The following is a 19,983-nucleotide window of genomic DNA, read 5'->3' as shown; positions in this document are numbered from 1 at the left end:
ACAGGCTCGATGACCGGGGTCAGCGATTCAGGCGTCGGAACCCGTCGCCACCGGACGCTCCGGGTGGTTCGCCCACTCGCTCCACGACCCCGGGTACAGCACCGGTTCGAAGCCGGCCAGGGTCAGTGCGACCGCGTTGTGCGCCGCGGTCACCCCGCTGCCGCAGTAGGTCGCGACCGTCGCGTCCTCAGGCACGCCCGCGGCGAGGAACTGCTCGCGGAGGGTCTCAGGCGACAGGAATCGGCCGTCTGCGCCGACGTTGGCGGTCGTCGGTGTGCTGAGCGCTCCGGGGATGTGACCGGCCCGAGGGTCGATCGGTTCGACCTCGCCCCGGTACCGTTCGCCGGCGCGCGCGTCGAGCAGCACCCGTCCCTCGCCCGCCCACGTCGCGGCGGTGTCGATGTCGATGGTCGGCAGGACACCCGTCGTCAGCGTGACCGTCCCGGGTTCCGGGACGACCTCGCCGCGCTCCACGGGCAGTCCGGCGTCCGTCCACGCCCGGAACGCGCCGTCGAGGATGCGGACGTCCGCGATGCCGGCGTTCCGCAGCACCCACCAGGCTCGTGCCGCCGACAGGCTCTTGAGGTCGTCGTAGACCACGACCACGTCGCCGTCGTCGACGCCCCACGATCGCGCGGACGCCTGGAGCGCCTCGCGATCGGGCAGGGGGTGACGGCCTCGGACGGCCGGTTCTCCGGTCGGCACGTGGTCGGCCAGCTCGTGGTCGAGGTCGACGTACACCGCGCCGGGCAGGTGCCCCTCGAGGTAGGCGGGCCGTCCGTCCGGTGCGTCGAGTCGCCACCGCACGTCGAGGACGCGCACCGGCGTCTCGGAGGCGATCAAGGCGGCGAGGTCGTCCGGGGCGATGAGGATGGGCATGCGTCCAGCGTACGCACGCGAGGTCGACGGGACCTGCGCCCGACCGCTCGGTCGCCGTCACACCGGGTAACAGAGTTGCAGCTCCGGCCGGATGAGCGAAACGTAGCCTGTGCAGCGTCCACCGAATCGGCGTTGCAGCAGTCGTCCACAGCCGTTCGAAGGATCCCCCGTGAGCTCAGTCCACCCGGCAGCCGCCTCCGTGACCACCTTGCCGTCCCCCGTCGACGGTGGCGAGGTCGCCCCCGGTTTCGCCTCCCTGTCCCCCGACGACTTCAAGGCGGCGTTCCGTCAGCACCCGGCCGGCGTCTCGGTCATCACCGCGGACGACGGCAGCGGGCCGGTGGGACTCACCGCCACCTCGGTCTTCTCCGTCAGTGCGGAACCGCCGCTCCTCGTCTTCTCCGTGTCGTCGCTGTCCTCGAGCGCGCCGACCATCACCGCGTCCGACACCGTCGTCGTCCACCTCCTGGGTTCCGAGCAGCTGCACATCGCGAAGCTCTGCGCGACGAGTGGGATCGACCGTTTCGCCGACACCTCCATCTGGGACCGCCTGCCGACGGGCGAGCCGTACTTCACGGGCAACGGCGTCTGGATCCGCGGACGCATCGTGAACCGCATGGAGGCGGGCACCTCGACGGTCATCGCGGTGCACGCACTGGAGTCGAGCGTCTCGCAGCCGCAAGCGGCCGAGGAGCCGGTCCGGGCCGAGCCTGCCGCCGAGGCGCCCGCTCCCGCCGTCCCGACATTCAGCCCCAGCTTCGACGGCGCGCCGCTCGTCTACCACAACCGCACCTGGCACCGTCTCGACGCGAACTCGCAGATCGACGGCTGAGCGGCCTGCTGCTGGACATCTGTGCACTCCAACCCGCCGTCGGTCCACCGATCTCCGGATAGCGTGGTGACATCACCATCGTCGAGAGGACCCTCATGGCTGGATCGAAAGCCCGCACCGCCGCACGTCTGCTGCTCGGAGGCGCACTCGTGTTCGCCGGCATCAGCCACCTGACCTTCGCTCGGAAGGACTTCCAGGCGCAGGTGCCGGAATGGGTCCCGATCGACGAGGACACCACCGTGCTCGCCTCGGGCGTCGTCGAGATCGCGCTGGGTGCGGCACTCGCCTCAGGCGTGAAGCGGACGGCCGTCGGCAACCTCGCTGCGGCGTTCTTCACCGCGATCTTCCCGGGCAACCTCTCCCAGTGGCTCAACCGCCGCGACGCCTTCGGTCTCGACACCGACAGCCGCCGGTTCACCCGGCTCTTCTTCCAGCCCGTGCTCATCGCCTGGGCCCTCTGGTCCACCCGCCGCTGACCACCAGCCGTCGCTGAGTCGCCCGAATCTGCGCGTTTCCGCGTCGGATTCGAACATCCTCGGGCGAGTCAGCGGCGCACGGCGGATCGCCAGGTAGGGTCGAGGACACCAGAGCCACAGGGAGAACGATGCTGACGACCGAAGCGACCATGGACGAGCTGCTCGTCGCCGAATCCGTCGAGACGCCGAGCGCCGGACGCAACGGTGTCGTGAGTCTCGTCTCACTCGTCGTCATCCTCACGATCGTGGTCACCGCGATCGCGGCGCTCTTCCTCCCGGTCGTCCAGGGCGCGACGGCGTTCTTCTACTTCTTCCTGGCCGGCTTCGGTGGCCTCGGCGGCTGACGCCGCTACACGCTGAACGCCTGAGGGCCGGATGGAATCGTGGATTCCATCCGGCCCTCAGGCGTTCAGCGCAGCGACTGCGCGGTGACTAGAAGTCCCAGTCCTCGTCTTCCGTGACCACGGCCTTGCCGATCACGTAGGAGGAGCCGGAGCCCGAGAAGAAGTCGTGGTTCTCGTCGGCGTTCGGGGAGAGCGCCGACAGGATCGCCGGGTTCACGTCCGTGACCGTCTTCGGGAACATGGCCTCGTAGCCGAGGTTCATGAGCGCCTTGTTGGCGTTGTAGTGCAGGAACTTCTTGACGTCCTCGGTGAGACCGACCTCGTCGTAGAGGTCCTGCGTGTACTGCACCTCGTTGTCGTAGAGCTCGTAGAGCAGCGAGAACGTGTAGTCCTTGACGTCGTCGCGCTCGGCCTGCGTCAGCTTCTCGAGTCCCTTCTGGAACTTGTAGCCGATGTAGTACCCGTGCACGGCCTCATCGCGGATGATCAGGCGGATCATGTCGGCCGTGTTGGTGAGCTTCGCGCGGCTCGACCAGTGCATGGGCAGGTAGAAGCCCGAGTAGAAGAGGAAGGACTCGAGGAGGGTCGAGGCGGCCTTCCGCTTCAGCGGGTCGTCACCGTGGTAGCGGTCGAGGACGATGGACGCCTTCTTCTGCAGGTTCGGGTTCTCGACCGACCAGCGGAACGCCTCGTCGATCTCCTTCGTGCTGCTGAGCGTGGAGAAGATCGAGGAGTAGCTCTTCGCGTGCACCGACTCCATGAACGCGATGTTCGTGTAGACGGCCTCCTCGTGCGGGGTGATCGCATCGGGGATGAGGGCGACGGCGCCGACGGTGCCCTGGATCGTGTCGAGGAGCGTGAGGCCCGTGAACACGCGCATGGTGAGCTGCTGCTCCTGCGGCGTCAGGGTGTTCCACGACTGGACGTCGTTCGACAGCGGGATCTTCTCGGGCAGCCAGAAGTTGTTGACGAGGCGGTTCCAGACCTCGACGTCCTTCTCGTCCTCGATCTTGTTCCAGTTGATCGCCTGGACGCGGTCGACCAGCTTGAGCTTCTCTGACATGAATTGGTGTCCTCTATCGGGAAGTGGGGTTGGCCCTTCGACAGGCTCAGGGACCGGTGATGCTGATGGCCCTCGACGGACCGGTGATGCTGTGGCCCTCGACAGGACTCAGGTGATGCCGATGCCCTTCGACAGGCTCAGGGACCGGGGTCGGGATCCGGGACCGGAATCCCGGTCACTGAGCCTGTCGAAGTGCGGATGACGAAGCGCGAAGCTCCTTAGAGCATGCAGCTGACGCAGCCGTCGACTTCCGTGCCCTCGAGCGCGAGCTGGCGGAGACGGATGTAGTAGATGGTCTTGATGCCCTTCTTCCACGCGTAGATCTGCGCCTTGTTGATGTCGCGCGTGGTGGCGGTGTCCTTGAAGAACAGCGTCAGCGACAGCCCCTGGTCGACGTGCTGCGTCGCCGCGGCGTACGTGTCGATGATCTTCTCGGCACCGATCTCGTAGGCGTCCTCGTAGTACTCCAGGTTGTCGTTCGTCATGAACGGAGCCGGGTAGTACACGCGACCGAGCTTGCCTTCCTTGCGGATCTCGATCTTCGACGCGATCGGGTGGATCGACGACGTGGAGTTGTTGATGTAGGAGATCGAACCGGTCGGCGGGACGGCCTGGAGGTTCTGGTTGTAGATGCCGTACTCCTGGATGGACGCCTTGAGGGCCGTCCAGTCCGCCTGCGTCGGGATCTGCACGCCGGCCTGCTCGAAGAGCTCGCGGCCACGAGCCGTCTCGGGCTCCCAGACCTGGTCGATGTACTTGTCGAAGAACTCACCCGACGCGTACTGCGAGTCGGCGAAACCGTCGAAGGTCTCCCCGCGCTCCTTGGCGATGAGGTTCGAGGCGCGCAGCGCGTGGAACACCACCGTGTAGAAGTAGATGTTCGTGAAGTCGATGCCCTCGGGGCTGCCGTAGTGCACGCGCTCGCGGGCGAGGTAGCCGTGGAGGTTCATCTGGCCGAGGCCGATGGCGTGCGACTTGTCGTTGCCGTCCTCGATCGAACGCACCGAGGAGATGTGGCTCTGGTCGGACACGGAGGTGAGGCCGCGGATGGCGGTCTCGACCGTGCGACCGAAGTCGGGCGAGTCCATCGTGAGCGCGATGTTCAGCGAGCCGAGGTTGCAGGAGATGTCCTTGCCGATCTCCTTGTACGAGAGGTCCTCGTTGTAGGTGGTCGGCGTGTTGACCTGGAGGATCTCCGAGCAGAGGTTCGACATGTTGATGCGGCCCTTGATGGGGTTCGCCTTGTTCACCGTGTCTTCGAACACGATGTACGGGTAGCCGGACTCGAACTGGATCTCCGCGATGGTCTGGAAGAACTCGCGGGCGTTGATCTTCGTCTTCTTGATGCGGGAGTCGTCGACCATCTCGTGGTACTTCTCGCTCACCGAGATGTCGCCGAACGGTACACCGTAGACGCGCTCGACGTCGTACGGGGAGAACAGGTACATGTCCTCGCCCTTCTTCGCGAGGTCGAAGGTGATGTCGGGGACGACGACGCCGAGGGACAGCGTCTTGATCCGGATCTTCTCGTCGGCGTTCTCACGCTTGGTGTCGAGGAATCGCAGGATGTCGGGGTGGTGTGCGTTGAGGTACACCGCGCCGGCGCCCTGACGCGCGCCGAGCTGGTTCGCGTAGCTGAAGGAGTCCTCGAGGAGCTTCATCACGGGGATGATGCCGCTCGACTGGTTCTCGATCTGCTTGATCGGTGCACCGGACTCACGGATGTTCGACAGCGAGAGCGCCACGCCGCCGCCACGCTTCGAGAGCTGGAGCGCGGAGTTGATGCCACGGGCGATCGACTCCATGTTGTCCTCGATGCGGAGGAGGAAGCAGGAGACGAGCTCGCCTCGCTGGGCCTTGCCCGAGTTGAGGAAGGTGGGCGTCGCCGGCTGGAACCGACCCGCGATGATCTCCTCGACGAGCGCGACCGCGAGCTGCTGGTCGCCGTCGGCGAGACCGAGGGCGGTCATGACGACGCGGTCCTCGAACCGCTCGAGGTAGCGCTTGCCGTCGAAGGTCTTCAGCGTGTACGAGGTGTAGTACTTGAACGCGCCGAGGAAGGTCTGGAAGCGGAACTTCTTCGAGTAGGCCAGGTCGTTGAGCTCCTGGATGAAGTCGAACGAGTACTTGTCGAGCACTGCCTGCTCGTAGTACTCCTTCTCGACGAGGTAGTCGAGCCGTTCCTTCAGCGAGTGGAAGAAGACGGTGTTCTGGTTGACGTGCTGGAGGAAGTACTCCCGCGCGGCCTCACGGTCCTTGTCGAACTGGATCTCGCCGTTCGGGCCGTAGAGGTTGAGCATCGCGTTGAGCGAGTGGTAGTCCATCTGGCTCGTCGACGGTGCGTCGATCACTGAAACTGGCGCTGCTGCCAAAATGATTCCAATCCATTGTGGACGGTGGTGACATCGTCCTGGGTTCCGAAGAGTTCGAAGCGGTACAGGTGCGGGACCTTGCATTTGCTGGCGATCACGTCGCCGGCGAGCCCGTAGGCTTCGCCGAAGTTCGTGTTGCCGGCGGCGATGACCCCGCGGATCAGGGAGCGGTTGGCCTCGACGTTGAGGAACCGGATCACCTGTTTGGGCACCGCTCCGTCGCCGTTGCCCCCGCCGTAGGTGGGGGTCACGAGGACGTAGGGTGCCGTGGCGTGCACGGCTTCGTCTTTCGCATACAGCGGGATCTGCAACGAGGGCAGGTCGAGCTTCTGCATGAAGCGATGCGTGTTGCCGGAAATGCTGGAGAAGTAGATCAGCCGTGGTTGCACGGGTGGCCTCCTCGTCGACGTCCGGACGGTCGGATGGTGCGGTGCTGCTGGAGCCGGCTCATGATGACGCCTGCGACCGTGGGCTCAAGCCAGACGTGCGGCGAGCTCTTCGATCTTGTCGGGACGGAAGCCCGACCAGTGGTCTTCCTCGGTGATGACGACCGGTGCCTGCAGGTAGCCGAGGGCCTTGACCTGCTCGAGCGCGTTCTCGTCGACCGAGAGGTCGAGGATGTTGTACTCGATGCCCTTGTTGTCGAGTGCGCGGTACGTCGCGGTGCACTGCACGCAACTGGGCTTCGTGTAGACCGTGATTGCCATAGCTCTTCGTGCCTTCCCCTCAAAATCTGGTGATTCCCGCGGCGTCCTGCGCCGGGGTTCCAATACTACATATAGATGGCGGTCTTCAGGTCGACCACAAGGGCTAGTAGTTACAGCCCTGTAGTTTTCCACCGGGTTCTCCACCGTTTCGGGCGAGTTATCCACCGGTTCTCCACTGGGTACAACGCCCGTGGGCGACGCGAAAATCCCGGATTGACGGCCTTTTCTCCCCCGTCTGAGGGATATCTATCCACAGGCGAGATTCTCCTCCGCACCTCCGACATCCGTTGTCGGTTTGGGCGTGTCGCGGGCGTGTCGCGCGTGTCGGAACCGGTCCCTAGACTGGTGTCCTTGTGAGCAGCTACCGTGACCTTCTTCGTACCCCCGGCGTCGCCCGGATCATCGCGGCGCAGCTCACCGCACGCTTCCCGTTCGGGATGCTCTCGCTGGCCTTCCTGCTCCACATCGAGCAGGTCACCGGGTCCTACGGGGCCGCCGGGCTCGTCCTCGCCGCGACGAGCATCGGGCAGGCGATCGCCGGCCCCCTCACGAGCCGGTGGATGGGCGTCTGGGGCATCCGCAAGGTGCTCCTCCTCACCCTCGCGGTCTGTGCCGTCTCCGTCACGACCATCGCCCTCGTCACCATGACCGTCCCCGCGTACATGGCGGTCGGATTCGTCGCCGGGCTGAGCACGCCGCCCGTCCAGCCCGCGGTCCGCACCATCTACCCGAAGCTCGTCACCTCCCAGCAGCTCACCCCGTTGTTCTCCCTCGACGCCTCGGCCCAGGAGATCATCTGGGTGCTCGGGCCCGTCGTGACCACCTTCGTGTCCACCCAGGTCGGCACGGTCTGGGGCATCGCCCTGGCGGCGGTGATCATGGTCGTCGGCTGCCTGTGGTTCATCTCCTCACCGGAGGTCGGGCGCGTCCGCATCCCGAGGAGCCGTCGCAAACTCGGACAGGTGCTCAAGCGCCCGCCGGTCCTCCTCGCCACCGTCGTCGGCTTCCTCCTCATCGGCGCCTGTTCGGCCGTCGAGGCGGGCGTCGTCGCGACCTTCGGGCACGACGGCCTCGAGGCCGGTATCGTCCTCGCGATCTTCTCGGTCGGCTCGCTGGCCGGCGGCCTCGCCCTCGGACACACCCCGATCGGTCCCTACGCGCTGGCGCGGCGCATCTTCATCGTCTTCGCCGGACTCGCCGTCGCGAGCCTCTTCCTCAACGCCTGGTGGCTGTCGGTCACCCTCTTCGTCGCCGGCATCGGCATCGCGCCGGCCCTCGCCGTGCTGTTCGCCATCGTCTCGGCGAGCGTGAAGTTCAGCGACACCGCCGAGGCCTACGGCTGGGTCGGCACCGGTCAGCTCATCGGTGCCGCGATGGGGTCGGCGGCGGCCGGCTTCCTCATCGACGGCTCCGGAGCGGTCGGCGCGTTCTGGGTCGCCGGCGTGTTCGCGCTGTTCGGCTTCGTCATCCCGTGGATCGGTCACCGGTGGCACCCCGACCTCCGCGGCCGCGATGCGAGCCCGATCCCCGACACCGAGCCGATCAACACCCACCCGTCCTGAGCCGCCCCGCTTCAGTCGGCGGCGCGCAGCGGCGCGAGGGCCCCGTCGAGTGCGGCCAGTTCGCCCAGCAGCATCGGGAGCATCGTCGTCTGGCGGTCGTTGGGCGTGAACACCCCGTCGGCGATCTGCCGTGAGACGTACGGGATCTCCACGTTCGCACCGGTACTGACGAGGCCGAGTGCCTGCAGGACAGGTCGAAGCGCGACGACACCGCGGGTTCCGCCCGACAGCCCGCCGTAGCTGACGATCCCGACCGGCTTCCGCGCCCACTCGTGCATGAGGTAGTCGAGCGCGTTCTTGAGGGCGGGCGCGTAGCTGTAGTTGTACTCGGGCGTCACGAACACGAAGGCGTCCGTCCGATCGACCCGCTCGCTCCAGGCGATCGTGTGCGGGTGGACGTAGGCGCGCTTCCGCGGGTGCGCGGGCTCGTCCATGAACGGCAACGCCAGCTCCCGGAGATCGACCGCGTCGACGGTGAACCGCTCGTCCGCCTCGGCCACACCCGCGACCCAGTCGGCGACGGCACCGCCCACCCGCTCGGGACGGACGCTCCCGGTGACGATCATGAGTTGCGGCATGGGCTCCCTTTCGACGGTGACGGTGGCCCTGTCGAGGATACTGGTGCCATGGCAGACAGCACCCCGACCGTCCTCCTCAACGACGGGCACACGATCCCCCAGCTCGGCTTCGGCGTCTACAAGGTCCCGGACCTCGCCAGCACCGAGATCGTGCAGACGGCGCTGGAGGTCGGGTACCGCCACATCGACACCGCCTCGCTGTACGGCAACGAGCGCGGCACCGGCGTCGCGATCCGCGAGTCGGGCATCCCCCGCGACGAGCTCTTCGTCACGACGAAGGTCTGGAACACCGATCAGGGGTACGAGGAGACGCTGCGCGCGTTCGACACGAGCCTCGACCTCCTCGGCCTCGACCACGTCGACCTGTACCTCATCCACTGGCCGGCCCCGCGCCAGGACCGGTACCGCGAGACCTGGCGCGCGCTCGAGCGGTTGCGGGCCGAGGGACGTACGCGCTCCATCGGCGTCTCGAACTTCCACCGCAGCCATCTCGAACGACTCCTGGAGTCGGCGGAGGTCACCCCGGCCGTCAACCAGATCGAACTCCACCCGTTCCTCCCCCAGCGGGAGTTGCGCGCCGTCAACGCGGCACACGGCATCGCGACGGAGGCCTGGTCGCCACTCGCCCGCGGCCGCTTCTTCACGCCCGCCGCGGACGGATCCGACGCCACCTCCGACCTCGGGGCCATCGCACAGAAGCACGGGCGCACGGTCGCGCAGGTGGTGCTGCGCTGGCACCTGCAGCTCGGCAACATCGTCATCCCCAAGTCGGCCACACCGGCGCGGATCTCGGAGAACTTCGCGGTGTTCGACTTCACCCTCGACGCCGACGACCTGGCCGCCATCTCGGCGCTCGAGAACGGCGAGCGCACCGGCACCGACCCGGACCGGCTCGACTGACGCGAGACCGTAGGCTGAACGCATGACCGAGCCCGTCGTCGACACCGCTTCCAGCCTCGCCGCCCGCACGATCACGCCCGTGGAGCTCCCGCGTCACCGCTGGGGTCGCCACGACGCGCCGGCTCGGGCGCTCGTGGTCCACGGACTCGGCAGCAACGGTCCGAGCACCTGGCGCATCTGCGCAGCCCTGGCCGATCGCGGTTGGCTCGTGGAGGCGGTCGACCTCCGCGGCCACGGCGTCGCCCCTCGTGCGTTGGACTACCGGGTCGAGGCCTACGCCGCCGATCTGCTGGCCACCAGGCCGACCCCCGTGCCCGGCGTCGGGCACGCCGCGTGGGACCTCGTCGTCGGACACTCGCTCGGAGGCGCCGCCACGGCGGTCGCCGCCGCAGCCGATCCCCGATGGGCGGCGGCGGTCGTGCTGCTCGACCCCGCCATCGCGCTCGACGACCACGACGCCGAGATCATCCGGGCCAGCCAGGAGGCCGCCTTCGCCGACAACACGATCGCATCCGTCCGCGCGAAGAACCCCGAGTGGCACCCGCTCGACGTGGAGATCAAGGTCCAGGCGGTGTCCGAGGCGAGCCGGTGGGCGATCGAGCAGACGAGCGAACAGAACCATCCGTGGGACGTCCGCCCCGCGGCGGCCGCTCTGCGCAACCCGACCTTCGTGATCGCCTCCGACCCTGAGGTGTACAGCCTCTTCCGCGGCGCGCTCGCCGCCGAGGTCCTCGCCAACCGCCAGGTCAGCCTGACGATCGTCCAGGGCGCCGGTCACAACGTGCACCGGGACCGCCCGGCGGAGACCACGAAGGCCATCGGCGATTGGGCCGAGCTGCAACTCGAACAGCGGTCGCGTCGCGAGACCTGATCACGACCCGCTTCCCACGGTCCCTGCACCTCCGCGGTGCAGCGGCTCCCTCGGGTGATGCGCGTCGCGAGACCTGATCGTGACCCGCTTCCCAGGGTCCCTGCACCTCCGCGGTGCGGCGGCTCCCTAGGGTGATGCCATGAAGCGCTCCGCAGTGACCCGCACCACCACCGTGTTCGTCTCCGCCGTCCTCGTCGGGCTCGTCCTCTCGGGCTGCTCGGCCGGGTCGAGCACCGAGGCCGGCAGCGACTCGCGAGCTGCGATGCCCGCGCCCGGCCAGGTCGCCGGCGACGCGCAGGTCGGCGTCGACGGCGCCGCCTCCCCCGACCTCACGCAACAGCAGGTGGTCACGACCGGTTCACTCACCGTCACCGCTGACGACCCGATCAGCACCGCGACGGACGCCACCCGGATCGTCACCGAGGCGGGCGGGCGCGTCGACAGCCGCGACGAGACTCCGGGCACCTCCGACCAGGCCGCGCAGGCGACCCTGACGGTCCGCATCCCCGCCGACGACTTCGACGACGTGCTCGCGCAGCTGCAGGCGCTCGGCACGGTGAACAACCTCTCCGTGTCCGCGGTGGACGTCACGGCACAGGCCGCCGACCTCGACGCGCGGGTCACCGCCCTCCAGGCCTCGGTCGACCGACTGCTCGGACTCATGGCGGCTTCGACCACGACGGCCGACCTCCTCGCCGCCGAGACCAGCCTGTCCCAGCGGCAGGCGGAACTGGACGGGCTCGTCGCCCAGCGCGACGCGCTCGCCGATCAGGTCGACTTCTCCTCCGTGTTCGTGAGCTTCGTGGCCCCAGGCGTGGTCGCGCCGGGTGTGCCCACCGACTTCTGGGGCGGCGTGGTCGCCGGGTGGAACGCGCTCGTCGCCGCCGCCTCGGGACTCGTCGTCGTGGTCGGCGTCCTGGTGCCGTGGCTGCTCCCCCTCGCGGTCGTCGCCGCGGTCGTGGTCCTCCTCGTCAGGTCGGGCCGTCGGCGCGCTGCTCGCCGCTCGCAGACACCTGCCACCTCGGCCGGGCCCGATGCGACAATGGACCGGTGACCGCTCAAGCGCAGCACCACCCGTCCGATCGGTCGTTCGACCCCGCCTCGATCCTCAGTGACGGGCTCGTCGAGCGCATCCGCGAACGTGCCGCCGTGGCGGACCGCGAGAACGCCTTCTTCGACGAGGACCTCGCCGAGCTGCGAGCGTGCGGCTATCTCCGGGCGTTCGTCCCCGAGGAGTTCGGCGGCCTCGGCCTCGGCCTGAGCGAGGTCACGCTGCTCCAATCCCGGCTCGCCACCGCCGCCCCGGCGACCGCCCTCGCGATCAACATGCACCTCGTGTGGACGGGTGTCGCGCGACTGCTCCACGCCCGAGGAGACGACTCGCTCCGCTTCGTCCTCGAGGGAGCTGCCGGGGACGAGCTCTACGCGTTCGGGGTGAGCGAGGCGGGCAACGACCTCGTGCTCTTCGGATCCGACACCGAAGCCCGTCCGGGCCCCGACGGTTCCTATCGGTTCCACGGCCGGAAGATCTTCACCTCGCTGTCGCCCGCGTGGACCTGGCTGGGGACGACCGGGCTCGACACGACCTCGGCCGACGGTCCGAAGGTCGTCTACGGCTTCATCGAGCGCTCGCGCGGCGGGTTCGAGATCCTCGACGACTGGGACACCGTCGGGATGCGCGCCAGCCAGAGCAGGACGACCCTGCTCCAGGGGGCCGAGTCGACGGCGGAGCACATCGTCCGACGCCTCGACCCGGGGCCCAACCCGGACCCCATCGTCTTCGGGATCTTCGCCTGCTTCGAGACCCTCATCGCCGCCGTGTACACGGGCATCGGCGAACGCGCCCTCCGACTCGCGGTCGAGACCGCCCACCGGAAGACGTCGAAGAAGGCCGGTGGCGCGAGCTACGCGGCGGACCCCGACATCCGCCGTCGGATCGCCTCGGCCGCCATCGCGTACGACGGCATGCTGCCACAGCTCGCCGGCATCGCCCGGGACCTCGACGACGGGGTCGACCATGGCGCGCTCTGGTTCCCGAAACTCGTCGGGCTCAAGGTCCGCGCGACGGAGACCGCCCGCGAGGTCGTCGATCAGGCGATCCGGGTCGCCGGCGGCGGCAGCTACTTCGCCGCGAGCGAATTGGGCCGGCTGTACCGCGACGTCCTCGCCGGGATGTTCCATCCCTCCGACGACGAGTCCGCCCACGCCACGGTCGCGAACGCCTGGCTCGGGCCCGCGTGACGGCTCTGCTCGGGCCCGTGCGACGGCTCGGGCCGGCCTGACGGCCCGGCTCAGCCGCGGTTGTTGCTGAGCTCGAAGATCCGCAGGAGCTCGCCGACCGCGGCGTCCTTGCTGTCCCCGCCCTCCTCGAACATCTGCGTGACGTGCGTCAGCAGGTGGTTCTCGACGAGCAGCTTGTTGAGGGACCCCAGCGACTTCTGGATGGCGAGCGACTGCGTGATGATGTCCATGCAGTAGTCCTCGTTCTCGATCATCTTCTCGAGGCCACGCATCTGGCCCTCGAGGATCTTCGTCCGGTGCAGGGCCCGCTTCTTGATGTCTTCGATCACCGGCTCAGGGTACCACCAGGGGGTACGGTGTCCTCCTGCTCCATCGGACCGGAGGACACGGGCGACGAGCCTAGGATGGGCGGATGACGAGCTCCCCCACACTCGAACTCACCGCTGCCGACGCGGACCGCGCGCGAGCCCTGCGCTCGATGAAGCGCCTGGCCACCGGACTGCTCCTCGTCATGGCGGTCATCTTCGCCGTCGCGTTCGCACTCGAGGGACGCTACCCGTGGTTGGCGTACGTCAGGGCCGCTGCGGAAGGCGGCATGGTCGGGGCGCTCGCGGACTGGTTCGCCGTCACCGCCCTCTTCCGGCACCCGCTCGGCATCCCGATCCCCCACACGGCGATCATCCCGAAGCGCAAGGACGAGATCGGCGTCAGCCTCGGCGAGTTCGTGGAGACCAACTTCCTCTCCGAGGAGGTCGTGCGGCAGAAGCTCGCGTCCGTCTCCGTCTCGGAGAAGCTCGGCGGATGGTTGTCCGAGCCCGCGAACGCCGAGCGGGTCACCGCCGAGGGGTCCATCGCGGTGCGGGGTCTGCTGGAGACGCTGTCCGACGACGACGTCCGCGAAGTCATCGAGGCGTTGGCGTCCAAACACCTCATCGACCCGCAGTGGGCCCCGAACATCGGCCGTTGGGTCGAGCACATCGTCGGCGTCGGCGCGCACCACGACGCGGTCGACCTCCTCCTCGACCGCACGGGTGAATGGCTGAGCACGAATCCGAAGGCGTTCGAACGCCTGGTCTCGAGCCGTCTGCCGACCTGGGTGCCGTCCTTCGTCGACCGGCTCGTGGACGACAAGCTCTACCGGGAGGCCGTGTCCTTCGTCCAGGCCGTCCGCGCGGACCCCGACCACCAGCTCCGTCATGCCCTCGACGGCTACCTCGGCGAGCTCGCGGAGCAACTGCAGCACGACGACGCGACCATCACCCGCTTCGAGAACGCCAAGCACGAGGTCATCGACAGTCCTCGCGTCCGGGAGGTCGCCGGCAAGACCTGGACGGCCGCGAAGAGCGCGTTCCTCGAGGCACTCGACGCCCCCGACAGCGACCTCCGCGTGCGGATCGCCGGCACCATCGCGGACTTCGGCCGGCGACTGTCGACCGACCGGGCGTTCTCCACCCGCGTCGACACCCGCGTCGCGGACGCCCTGTCCTACGTCGTCACCCGCTACCGGCACGACATCGCGAGCATCATCACCGAGACCGTCGAGCGTTGGGACGCCCGGGAGACGACCCAGAAGATCGAGCTGCTCGTGGGACGCGACCTGCAGTTCATCCGCTTGAACGGCACCATCGTCGGCGCGCTCGCCGGCCTCGCGATCTTCACGGTCGCGCAGGCGGTCCTCCGCGCGTTCTGACGACGGGACCGGTCAGCGCTTCGGGAGCAGCTCCACGGAGATGAGGTTCACGACGTCGTTCGCGAGCAGGTCGAGCGACGCCCTGGTCCTTGCAGGTGAAGGTGAAGACGACGAGCGATCCCCATCTTCGTGAGCGACCGGACGCCCCAGTACGTGCGCTCCCCCGAGGGCTGCGTCCACGACAGGACCCGGAACTCGATGAGGCCCGCCACCGCTGTTGTAGTTCAGTTGTTCCGTCGTGCCGTCCGCTTTGACGTAGTCGGCCCCGACGTACTTCGCCATGATAGGCGTCGCTCGAGCTTCTCGTCGTCTCCGACCGCGATCTCGTCAGGCGTCAGCGCGATGTTGCCGAGTCCGCACGTCGCAGGAGGTCGCCGCGTTCCGTGTAGATCTCGATCGCCGTTCGCGGTCCGGACCGATCGCCGCCCAGGACGAGTCCAGGTCGTTCGTCAGGTAGGCCGTCCATTCGGTGGGGACGTCCTGCCCGGCCGCGAAGTCGAGGTCGGGCGGGATGGAGACGTAGGTCTTCGTCGGCTCCGGCGTCGAGTCCGTCTCCGTGGGCGTCGGAGAAGCGGTCTTCGTCGGGGTGGCCGAGCGGGTGGGGCTCGGGTCCGCGACCGGTGCGCCCCCCTGCGTGAGCACGAGGGCGACGACGGTGATGATCGCCGCCAACACGAGCGGGACACCGACGGCGAGGGCGATGATGAGCCCCGTCCGCTTGCGCTTCGGGGCACCGGGAGGCGGCGGCTGCTGGCCGTACCCGGGAGGGCCCTGCGGTGGCTGCTGCTGGTACGGGTTCTGCTGCGGCTGATACGGCTGCTGCGGCTGGTATGGCTGTCCGCCGGAGGGGTTCTGCTGCCCGCCATACGGGTTCTGCTGGTACGGGTTCTGCTGCTGCGGTCCCTGCCCGTACGGCGGCTGCTGCTGCTGCCCGTACGGGTTCTGCTGCTGCGGTCCCTGCCCGTACGGCGCGCTGCTGCTGCTGCCGTACGGGTTCTGCTGCTGCGGTCCCTGTCCGTACGGCTGCCTGCGGCTGCTGGCCGGAGGGGTGCTGCGGCTGCTGACCCGTCGGGCCATTGCGGCGGGCGGCCGTCAGGCTGCTGCGGGTCGGGAGGCGGTGCATCGGTCACGGGAGTGGCCTTTCGACGGAACGGCGGGCGGAGCGGGTGAACTGCCCGGCCGCACGCCTGCAGTTCGATGCCGTCAGCCTATCTGCGACGGACCGGCGCCGGTGGGCACATCCTGCACCAGAATGGTGACGTGTCCACCGCCCCCACCACACCCCGCACCCGCAGCGAGCGCCTCGACGCGCTCCCGTTCACCAAGGCCCACGGGCGACTGCTCGTCGGTTCCGGCGTCGGCTGGGCCCTCGACGCCATGGACGTCGGACTCGTGTCCTTCGTGCTCGCCCAGCTCGCCGTGCAGTGGCAGCTCGGGAACACGGAGCTCTCCTGGATCGCCTCAGCCGGGTTCCTCGGCATGGCCATCGGTGCGACGCTCGGCGGGCTTGCTCGCCGACCGGGTCGGACGGCGCCACGTCTTCGCGATCACCCTGCTCGTGTTCGGCATCGCGACGGGCGCGTCGGCCCTCGCCTGGGGACTCGGCGTGCTCATCGTGCTGCGGTTCATCGTCGGCCTCGGACTCGGCGCCGAGCTGCCCGTCGCCTCGACCCTCATGAGCGAGTTCGCCCCGCCACGGATCCGCGGGCGGATCATCGTGTTCCTGGAGGCGTTCTGGGCCATCGGGTGGATCGCCGCCGCCCTCATCGGCTATCTGGTCGTGCCGACGAGCGACGACGGGTGGCGCTGGGCGCTCGCCATCGGCGCGTTGCCCGCGGTCTACGCGGCCATCGTGCGGACGCGACTGCCGGAGTCGGTGCGCTTCCTCGAGTCGCGTGGGCGCCACCGCGAGGCAGAAACCGTCGTCCGCGAGTTCGAGGCCTCGGCCGGCGTCGCCCACCCGGAGCCAGCCGGCGACACCACCACCGACACCCCCGTGAGCGCCGGTCTCTCCGCCGGCGAGCGCCTCCGTGGGCTGTGGGTACCCACGCACCGCCGCGACACCGGTTCGCTCTGGATCGTGTGGTTCTGCGTCAACTTCTCCTACTACGGTGCGTTCATCTGGATCCCGACGATCCTCGTCGCCTCCGGGTTCTCCCTCGTCCGGTCCTTCGGTTTCACCCTGATCATCACCCTCGCCCAGATCCCGGGCTACGCCGTCTCGGCATGGTTGATCGAGGCCTGGGGCCGGAAGCAGACCCTCGCGACCTTCCTGGCGGGCTCCGCGGTGTCGGCGGTCCTGTTCGGCACGGCGACGACCGAACCGACGATCATCGTGTTCGGCATGTGCTTGTCCTTCTGCAACCTCGGAGCCTGGGGCGCCCTGTACGCGACGACCCCGGAGCTGTATCCGACGGCGCTCCGTGCGACGGGGGCGGGGTGGGCCGCCGGCATCGGCCGCATCGCCTCGATCATCGCCCCGCTGTCGGTTCCGGTGCTCCTCCTCGCAGGACAGGCCCTGCTCTTCTCCGTGTTCGCCGCCTTCTTCGTCGTCGCCGCGGTCGCCGCACTGTTCCTCTCGGACATGCGCGGCCGCTCCCTCGACTGAGCCGCGTCCCACCGCCCGACCCGCACCGCCAGTCGGCCGGGTCGGTCGGCGTCGATGCGACAGAATGGGGCCGTGACCGAATCCACCAGCGCCGTGTCCCCGTCCGCCTCCGTCGACCGACGTCCGATCTCGGGACGTCGTGTCGATCTCGAGCACGGTGCGTACACCGCGTCGATCGCCTCGGTCGGTGCCTCACTGCGGTTCCTGCGGCACGACGGCCGGGACCTCGTCGTCCCGTTCGACGCCGAGGAGGTCCGTCCGGCGTTCCGCGGCGCCATGCTCGCCCCGTGGCCCAACCGCGTCGTCGACGGCCGGTACACCTTCGCGGGCGTCGACCACCAGCTCGCACTCACGGAACCCGCTCGCGGTCACGCCCTCCACGGGCTCGCCGCCTGGTCGGAGTGGGACCTCGTGTCGTCGAGCGCGGCGTCGGCGGCGTTCCGCGTGGTCATCGAGGCGCAGGAGGGCTATCCGTTCCGCGTCCAGGTCACCGCGACCTACACGCTCGACGACGACGGACTCCGCACCGACGTCGAGGCGCTGAACCTCGGCGACGTCGACGCGCCCTACGGCACGGGACCGCACCCGTACCTCGTCGCGGGTGAGGGCCGTGTCGACGACTGGACGCTCGAACTGCCCGCCGCCGAGGTGCTCACCGTCACGCCGGACCGGCTCATCCCGGTCTCGCTGGAGCCGGTCGACACGGAGGCGACGGAGCACTTCGACTTCCGCGTCACCCCGGGCCATCGGCGACACCTTCATCGACCACGCGTACACGGCGCTCGATCGCGACGTCGACGGCCGGGTCACGGTGCGCGTGACGACGCCATCCGGCAGCGGCGTCGCCATGCACTGGGGTGACGGTCTGCCCTGGGTCCAGGTGCACACGGCCGATCAGCCCGTCGCGGAGCTGAACCGACTGGGGCTCGCCGTCGAACCGATGACCTGTCCCACCCGACGCCTTCTCGACCGGGACCGACCTCGTCGTCCTGGCTCCCAATACACCACACCGGGTGTCCTGGACCATCGCAGCACTCTGACAGTCGTCGGGGCTAGGCTGGCGACATGTCACAGACTCTTGCGAAACTCACCGGCGGCCCGCTCGACAGCGAGATCATCCCGCTCGAAGACGGTCAGGACGGCGAGCTCGTCCTGCCCTACGGCGAAGGCCAGCTCATCTACCGTCCCGTCGGCGAAGCGACGAACACCGGCGACCACGACGGCCCGACGACGACCGACTACGAGTACGTCGAGTCGACGGAGGACATCTCCCCGACGAACCGCAACGGCAACGGCGACGACGACTCGATCGGCTGAACCGAGCCACACCGTTCCACCTGAACGCCGGTAGCTGAGCCTCAGCTGCCGGCGTTCGGCGTTCACTCGCCCTGGTCGTCGACCGTCACCGTGAAGGTCTGGACCCGGAGCGGAAGCACGGGTGTCATCCGGACCTCCAGGCGGAGGCGGCCCTCCGTCCCCTCGACGAACCAGACCAGGTGGTCCGGCGAATCGCAGATCGGCGTCGCGCGCCCCGAAGCCACCTCGGCGATGCCACCGACGGCGGTGACAGCGGCGTCGACCGCCTCGCGTCGCTCGTCCAGCGGCCGGTCGAGGGCGACGTTCTCGGCGAACAGCGACGCGGCGACGCGGTCGTCCCAGTGCGACAGCAGCCCGGTCGCGGTCATCGACGCCACGAGGGTCTCCGGCCAGGGGCGGATCGCCGGTTCCGGCAGCTCACCGGAGGCCTGGGCGCCCGCGATCGCCAGCCGCAGGGCCTGTTCGGCGGGCTTCGCCACGGCCGCGTAGCCGGCGTTCTCGAAGGCGACGACGCCGAACCCCGATGTCGGGTGCCACCGCATGTGGGCGCTGTAACCGGGGTAGCCGCCCGAGTGCGAGACGAGCGTCCCGAGGTCGGCGTCCTCCTCGACGAAGAGGCCGAAGCCGTAGCCGAGCGCGAGTCTCGGCGGCACGCCGTCGAGGGTGGGCCGCGACGGAGCCAGCCGGTGCAGCTGCTGCATCTCGCGGCGGCTGGCGCTCGACAGTGGTCCGGTCTCGTCCCCGGTCCAGGCGCCGTCGAGCCAGCGCACCCATCCGATCAGGGTGGAGGCCGAGGCGAAGAGCCCGCCGATCGAGGAGAAGACCCCGGGGCCGGAGAACGGGACCTCGACGAATCGGCCGTCTTCATCGACGGCCCGTTCGCGGCGGACACGATGACCGGTCGCCGTGACCGCCCCGTCGCCCTCGGGTCGCTCGAACACGGCGCCGAGCCCGAGCGGCTCCAGCAGGAGCGAGGTCACCGCGTCGATGTAGGAGCCACCGGTCACACGCTCGATGACCTGCCCGAGCAGCGCGTAGCCGAGGTTCGAGTAGGAGAACGCCGTCCCGGGTGTCGTGACGCATCGGACGCCGCGCACGAGCAGCCGCCGGAACTCGTCCACGCTGATCGACTCCTGGCGGTCACCCCACGGATCGTCCGTTCCGAGCCCACCCGACATCGTCAGGAGCATCCGCACGGTCGGCCGGACGGCGATGCCGTCAGGGAGCACCGGCGCGAACTCCGGCACGAACCCGTCCACTGGCGCGTCCAGGTCGAGGCGACCGGCGTCGCGGAGGATGAGGAGCACGGCCGCGGTGAAACTCTTCGTGCAGGAGGCGATGCGGAACAGCGTGTCGGCGTCGGGCACCGGACCGCCCACGGTGACCCCGCCGAACCCCTGCTCGAACCGGACCCGCTCGCGGTCGAACACGGCGACGTACGATCCCGGGGCGACGCCGGAGGTGATCCGGTCCTGGAAGACCCGCGTGATGTCCGTCTCGGTGCTGTCCTCGACCAGGTGCATGCCGCCTCCTCCTCGACGGC

At 68.8% G+C, this 19,983-nt stretch carries 19 protein-coding genes and 2 pseudogenes; 12 read left to right on the top strand and 9 right to left on the bottom strand.

Annotated features, from left to right (window positions below):
- Nucleotides 1-27 precede the first annotated feature (27 nt).
- Nucleotides 28-879, bottom strand: a complete 852-nt coding sequence (locus tag AC5JOC_RS06455; RefSeq protein WP_494245823.1) for a sulfurtransferase — start codon at nucleotides 877-879, stop codon at nucleotides 28-30.
- Nucleotides 880-1,078: 199 nt separating this feature from the next.
- On the opposite strand from AC5JOC_RS06455, the gene AC5JOC_RS06450 reads away from it, so the two are divergent.
- The 3 genes from AC5JOC_RS06450 (at nucleotide 1,079) to AC5JOC_RS06440 (ending at nucleotide 2,531) form a co-directional block, all read left to right on the top strand.
- A complete protein-coding gene (locus AC5JOC_RS06450; RefSeq protein WP_494245928.1) occupies nucleotides 1,079-1,711 on the top strand; it encodes a flavin reductase family protein in 633 nt (210 codons plus the stop codon).
- Between the two features lie 95 nt (nucleotides 1,712-1,806).
- Complete coding sequence (locus tag AC5JOC_RS06445) at nucleotides 1,807-2,187, top strand: DoxX family protein (RefSeq protein WP_079705419.1); 381 nt, start codon at nucleotides 1,807-1,809, stop codon at nucleotides 2,185-2,187.
- A 128-nt stretch (nucleotides 2,188-2,315) separates the two neighbouring features.
- Nucleotides 2,316-2,531 carry a hypothetical protein gene (locus tag AC5JOC_RS06440; RefSeq protein WP_191940724.1) on the top strand — a complete coding sequence of 72 codons (216 nt, stop codon included), beginning with the start codon at nucleotides 2,316-2,318 and terminating at the stop codon, nucleotides 2,529-2,531.
- An 88-nt stretch (nucleotides 2,532-2,619) separates the two neighbouring features.
- Here the strand turns inward: AC5JOC_RS06440 and nrdF are convergent, their stop codons facing one another.
- The 4 genes from nrdF to nrdH form a co-directional block, all read right to left on the bottom strand.
- Nucleotides 2,620-3,594 carry a class 1b ribonucleoside-diphosphate reductase subunit beta gene (gene nrdF / locus AC5JOC_RS06435; RefSeq protein ID WP_056007612.1) on the bottom strand — a complete coding sequence of 325 codons (975 nt, stop codon included), beginning with the start codon at nucleotides 3,592-3,594 and terminating at the stop codon, nucleotides 2,620-2,622.
- A 218-nt stretch (nucleotides 3,595-3,812) separates the two neighbouring features.
- Nucleotides 3,813-5,918: a class 1b ribonucleoside-diphosphate reductase subunit alpha gene (gene nrdE / locus AC5JOC_RS06430; protein WP_079706251.1), complete on the bottom strand. Its 2,106-nt coding sequence runs from the start codon at nucleotides 5,916-5,918 to the stop codon at nucleotides 3,813-3,815.
- Nucleotides 5,919-5,941: 23 nt separating this feature from the next.
- Nucleotides 5,942-6,355, bottom strand: a complete 414-nt coding sequence (gene nrdI / locus AC5JOC_RS06425; protein WP_064296523.1) for a class Ib ribonucleoside-diphosphate reductase assembly flavoprotein NrdI — start codon at nucleotides 6,353-6,355, stop codon at nucleotides 5,942-5,944.
- A gap of 84 nt (nucleotides 6,356-6,439) precedes the next feature.
- Nucleotides 6,440-6,673: a glutaredoxin-like protein NrdH gene (gene nrdH / locus AC5JOC_RS06420; RefSeq protein WP_056007615.1), complete on the bottom strand. Its 234-nt coding sequence runs from the start codon at nucleotides 6,671-6,673 to the stop codon at nucleotides 6,440-6,442.
- Between the two features lie 353 nt (nucleotides 6,674-7,026).
- Here nrdH and AC5JOC_RS06415 point away from each other — a divergent pair, with 353 nt between their 5' ends.
- On the top strand, nucleotides 7,027-8,235 hold the full coding sequence (locus tag AC5JOC_RS06415) for an MFS transporter (protein ID WP_086474343.1): 1,209 nt from the start codon (nucleotides 7,027-7,029) through the stop codon (nucleotides 8,233-8,235).
- A gap of 11 nt (nucleotides 8,236-8,246) precedes the next feature.
- On the opposite strand, the gene AC5JOC_RS06410 is transcribed toward AC5JOC_RS06415, so the two are convergent.
- Complete coding sequence (locus tag AC5JOC_RS06410) at nucleotides 8,247-8,813, bottom strand: NADPH-dependent FMN reductase (RefSeq protein WP_159878112.1); 567 nt, start codon at nucleotides 8,811-8,813, stop codon at nucleotides 8,247-8,249.
- A gap of 48 nt (nucleotides 8,814-8,861) precedes the next feature.
- Here AC5JOC_RS06410 and AC5JOC_RS06405 point away from each other — a divergent pair, with 48 nt between their 5' ends.
- The 4 genes from AC5JOC_RS06405 (at nucleotide 8,862) to AC5JOC_RS06390 (ending at nucleotide 12,825) form a co-directional block, all read left to right on the top strand.
- Nucleotides 8,862-9,713, top strand: coding sequence for an aldo/keto reductase (locus tag AC5JOC_RS06405; protein WP_494245819.1), 852 nt, complete (start codon nucleotides 8,862-8,864; stop codon nucleotides 9,711-9,713).
- A gap of 22 nt (nucleotides 9,714-9,735) precedes the next feature.
- The gene (locus AC5JOC_RS06400; protein WP_191940715.1) at nucleotides 9,736-10,584 is read left to right on the top strand and encodes an alpha/beta fold hydrolase; all 849 of its coding nucleotides are present in this window, start codon (nucleotides 9,736-9,738) and stop codon (nucleotides 10,582-10,584) included.
- A gap of 139 nt (nucleotides 10,585-10,723) precedes the next feature.
- Nucleotides 10,724-11,638 carry a DUF4349 domain-containing protein gene (locus AC5JOC_RS06395; protein ID WP_079705411.1) on the top strand — a complete coding sequence of 305 codons (915 nt, stop codon included), beginning with the start codon at nucleotides 10,724-10,726 and terminating at the stop codon, nucleotides 11,636-11,638.
- The gene (locus tag AC5JOC_RS06390; protein ID WP_494245816.1) at nucleotides 11,635-12,825 is read left to right on the top strand and encodes an acyl-CoA dehydrogenase family protein; all 1,191 of its coding nucleotides are present in this window, start codon (nucleotides 11,635-11,637) and stop codon (nucleotides 12,823-12,825) included. Before AC5JOC_RS06395 ends, AC5JOC_RS06390 begins: the two co-directional genes overlap by 4 nt.
- A 50-nt stretch (nucleotides 12,826-12,875) precedes the next feature.
- On the opposite strand, the gene AC5JOC_RS06385 is transcribed toward AC5JOC_RS06390, so the two are convergent.
- The gene (locus tag AC5JOC_RS06385) at nucleotides 12,876-13,154 is read right to left on the bottom strand and encodes a metal-sensitive transcriptional regulator (protein WP_064296530.1); all 279 of its coding nucleotides are present in this window, start codon (nucleotides 13,152-13,154) and stop codon (nucleotides 12,876-12,878) included.
- An 83-nt stretch (nucleotides 13,155-13,237) separates the two neighbouring features.
- Between AC5JOC_RS06385 and AC5JOC_RS06380 the strand changes: the two genes are divergently transcribed.
- Nucleotides 13,238-14,515 (top strand): DUF445 domain-containing protein, encoded by a 1,278-nt coding sequence (locus tag AC5JOC_RS06380; RefSeq protein WP_085510407.1) that lies wholly within the window; start codon nucleotides 13,238-13,240, stop codon nucleotides 14,513-14,515.
- Between the two features lie 327 nt (nucleotides 14,516-14,842).
- Here AC5JOC_RS06380 and AC5JOC_RS06375 read toward each other — a convergent pair whose 3' ends face one another.
- Entirely contained in the window at nucleotides 14,843-15,592 is a 750-nt protein-coding gene (locus AC5JOC_RS06375) for a hypothetical protein (protein WP_494245814.1), read from the bottom strand.
- A gap of 183 nt (nucleotides 15,593-15,775) precedes the next feature.
- On the opposite strand from AC5JOC_RS06375, the pseudogene AC5JOC_RS06370 reads away from it, so the two are divergent.
- The 3 genes and pseudogenes from AC5JOC_RS06370 to AC5JOC_RS06360 all read left to right on the top strand — a co-directional run bounded on the left by AC5JOC_RS06370 (nucleotide 15,776) and on the right by AC5JOC_RS06360 (nucleotide 18,440).
- Nucleotides 15,776-17,123 (top strand): annotated as a pseudogene (locus AC5JOC_RS06370) (MFS transporter).
- A gap of 126 nt (nucleotides 17,124-17,249) precedes the next feature.
- Nucleotides 17,250-18,163: pseudogene (locus AC5JOC_RS06365) on the top strand (aldose 1-epimerase family protein).
- A 25-nt stretch (nucleotides 18,164-18,188) separates the two neighbouring features.
- A complete protein-coding gene (locus tag AC5JOC_RS06360) occupies nucleotides 18,189-18,440 on the top strand; it encodes a response regulator (protein ID WP_079001938.1) in 252 nt (83 codons plus the stop codon).
- Nucleotides 18,441-18,502: 62 nt separating this feature from the next.
- Here the strand turns inward: AC5JOC_RS06360 and AC5JOC_RS06355 are convergent, their stop codons facing one another.
- Entirely contained in the window at nucleotides 18,503-19,963 is a 1,461-nt protein-coding gene (locus AC5JOC_RS06355) for a serine hydrolase domain-containing protein (RefSeq protein ID WP_494245812.1), read from the bottom strand.
- Nucleotides 19,964-19,983: the final 20 nt, after the last annotated feature.

The organism is Plantibacter sp. (assembly GCF_059073635.1).
The sequence above is the reverse complement of the archived record's forward strand: the minus strand, read 5'-3'. Positions and strand labels throughout refer to the sequence as shown.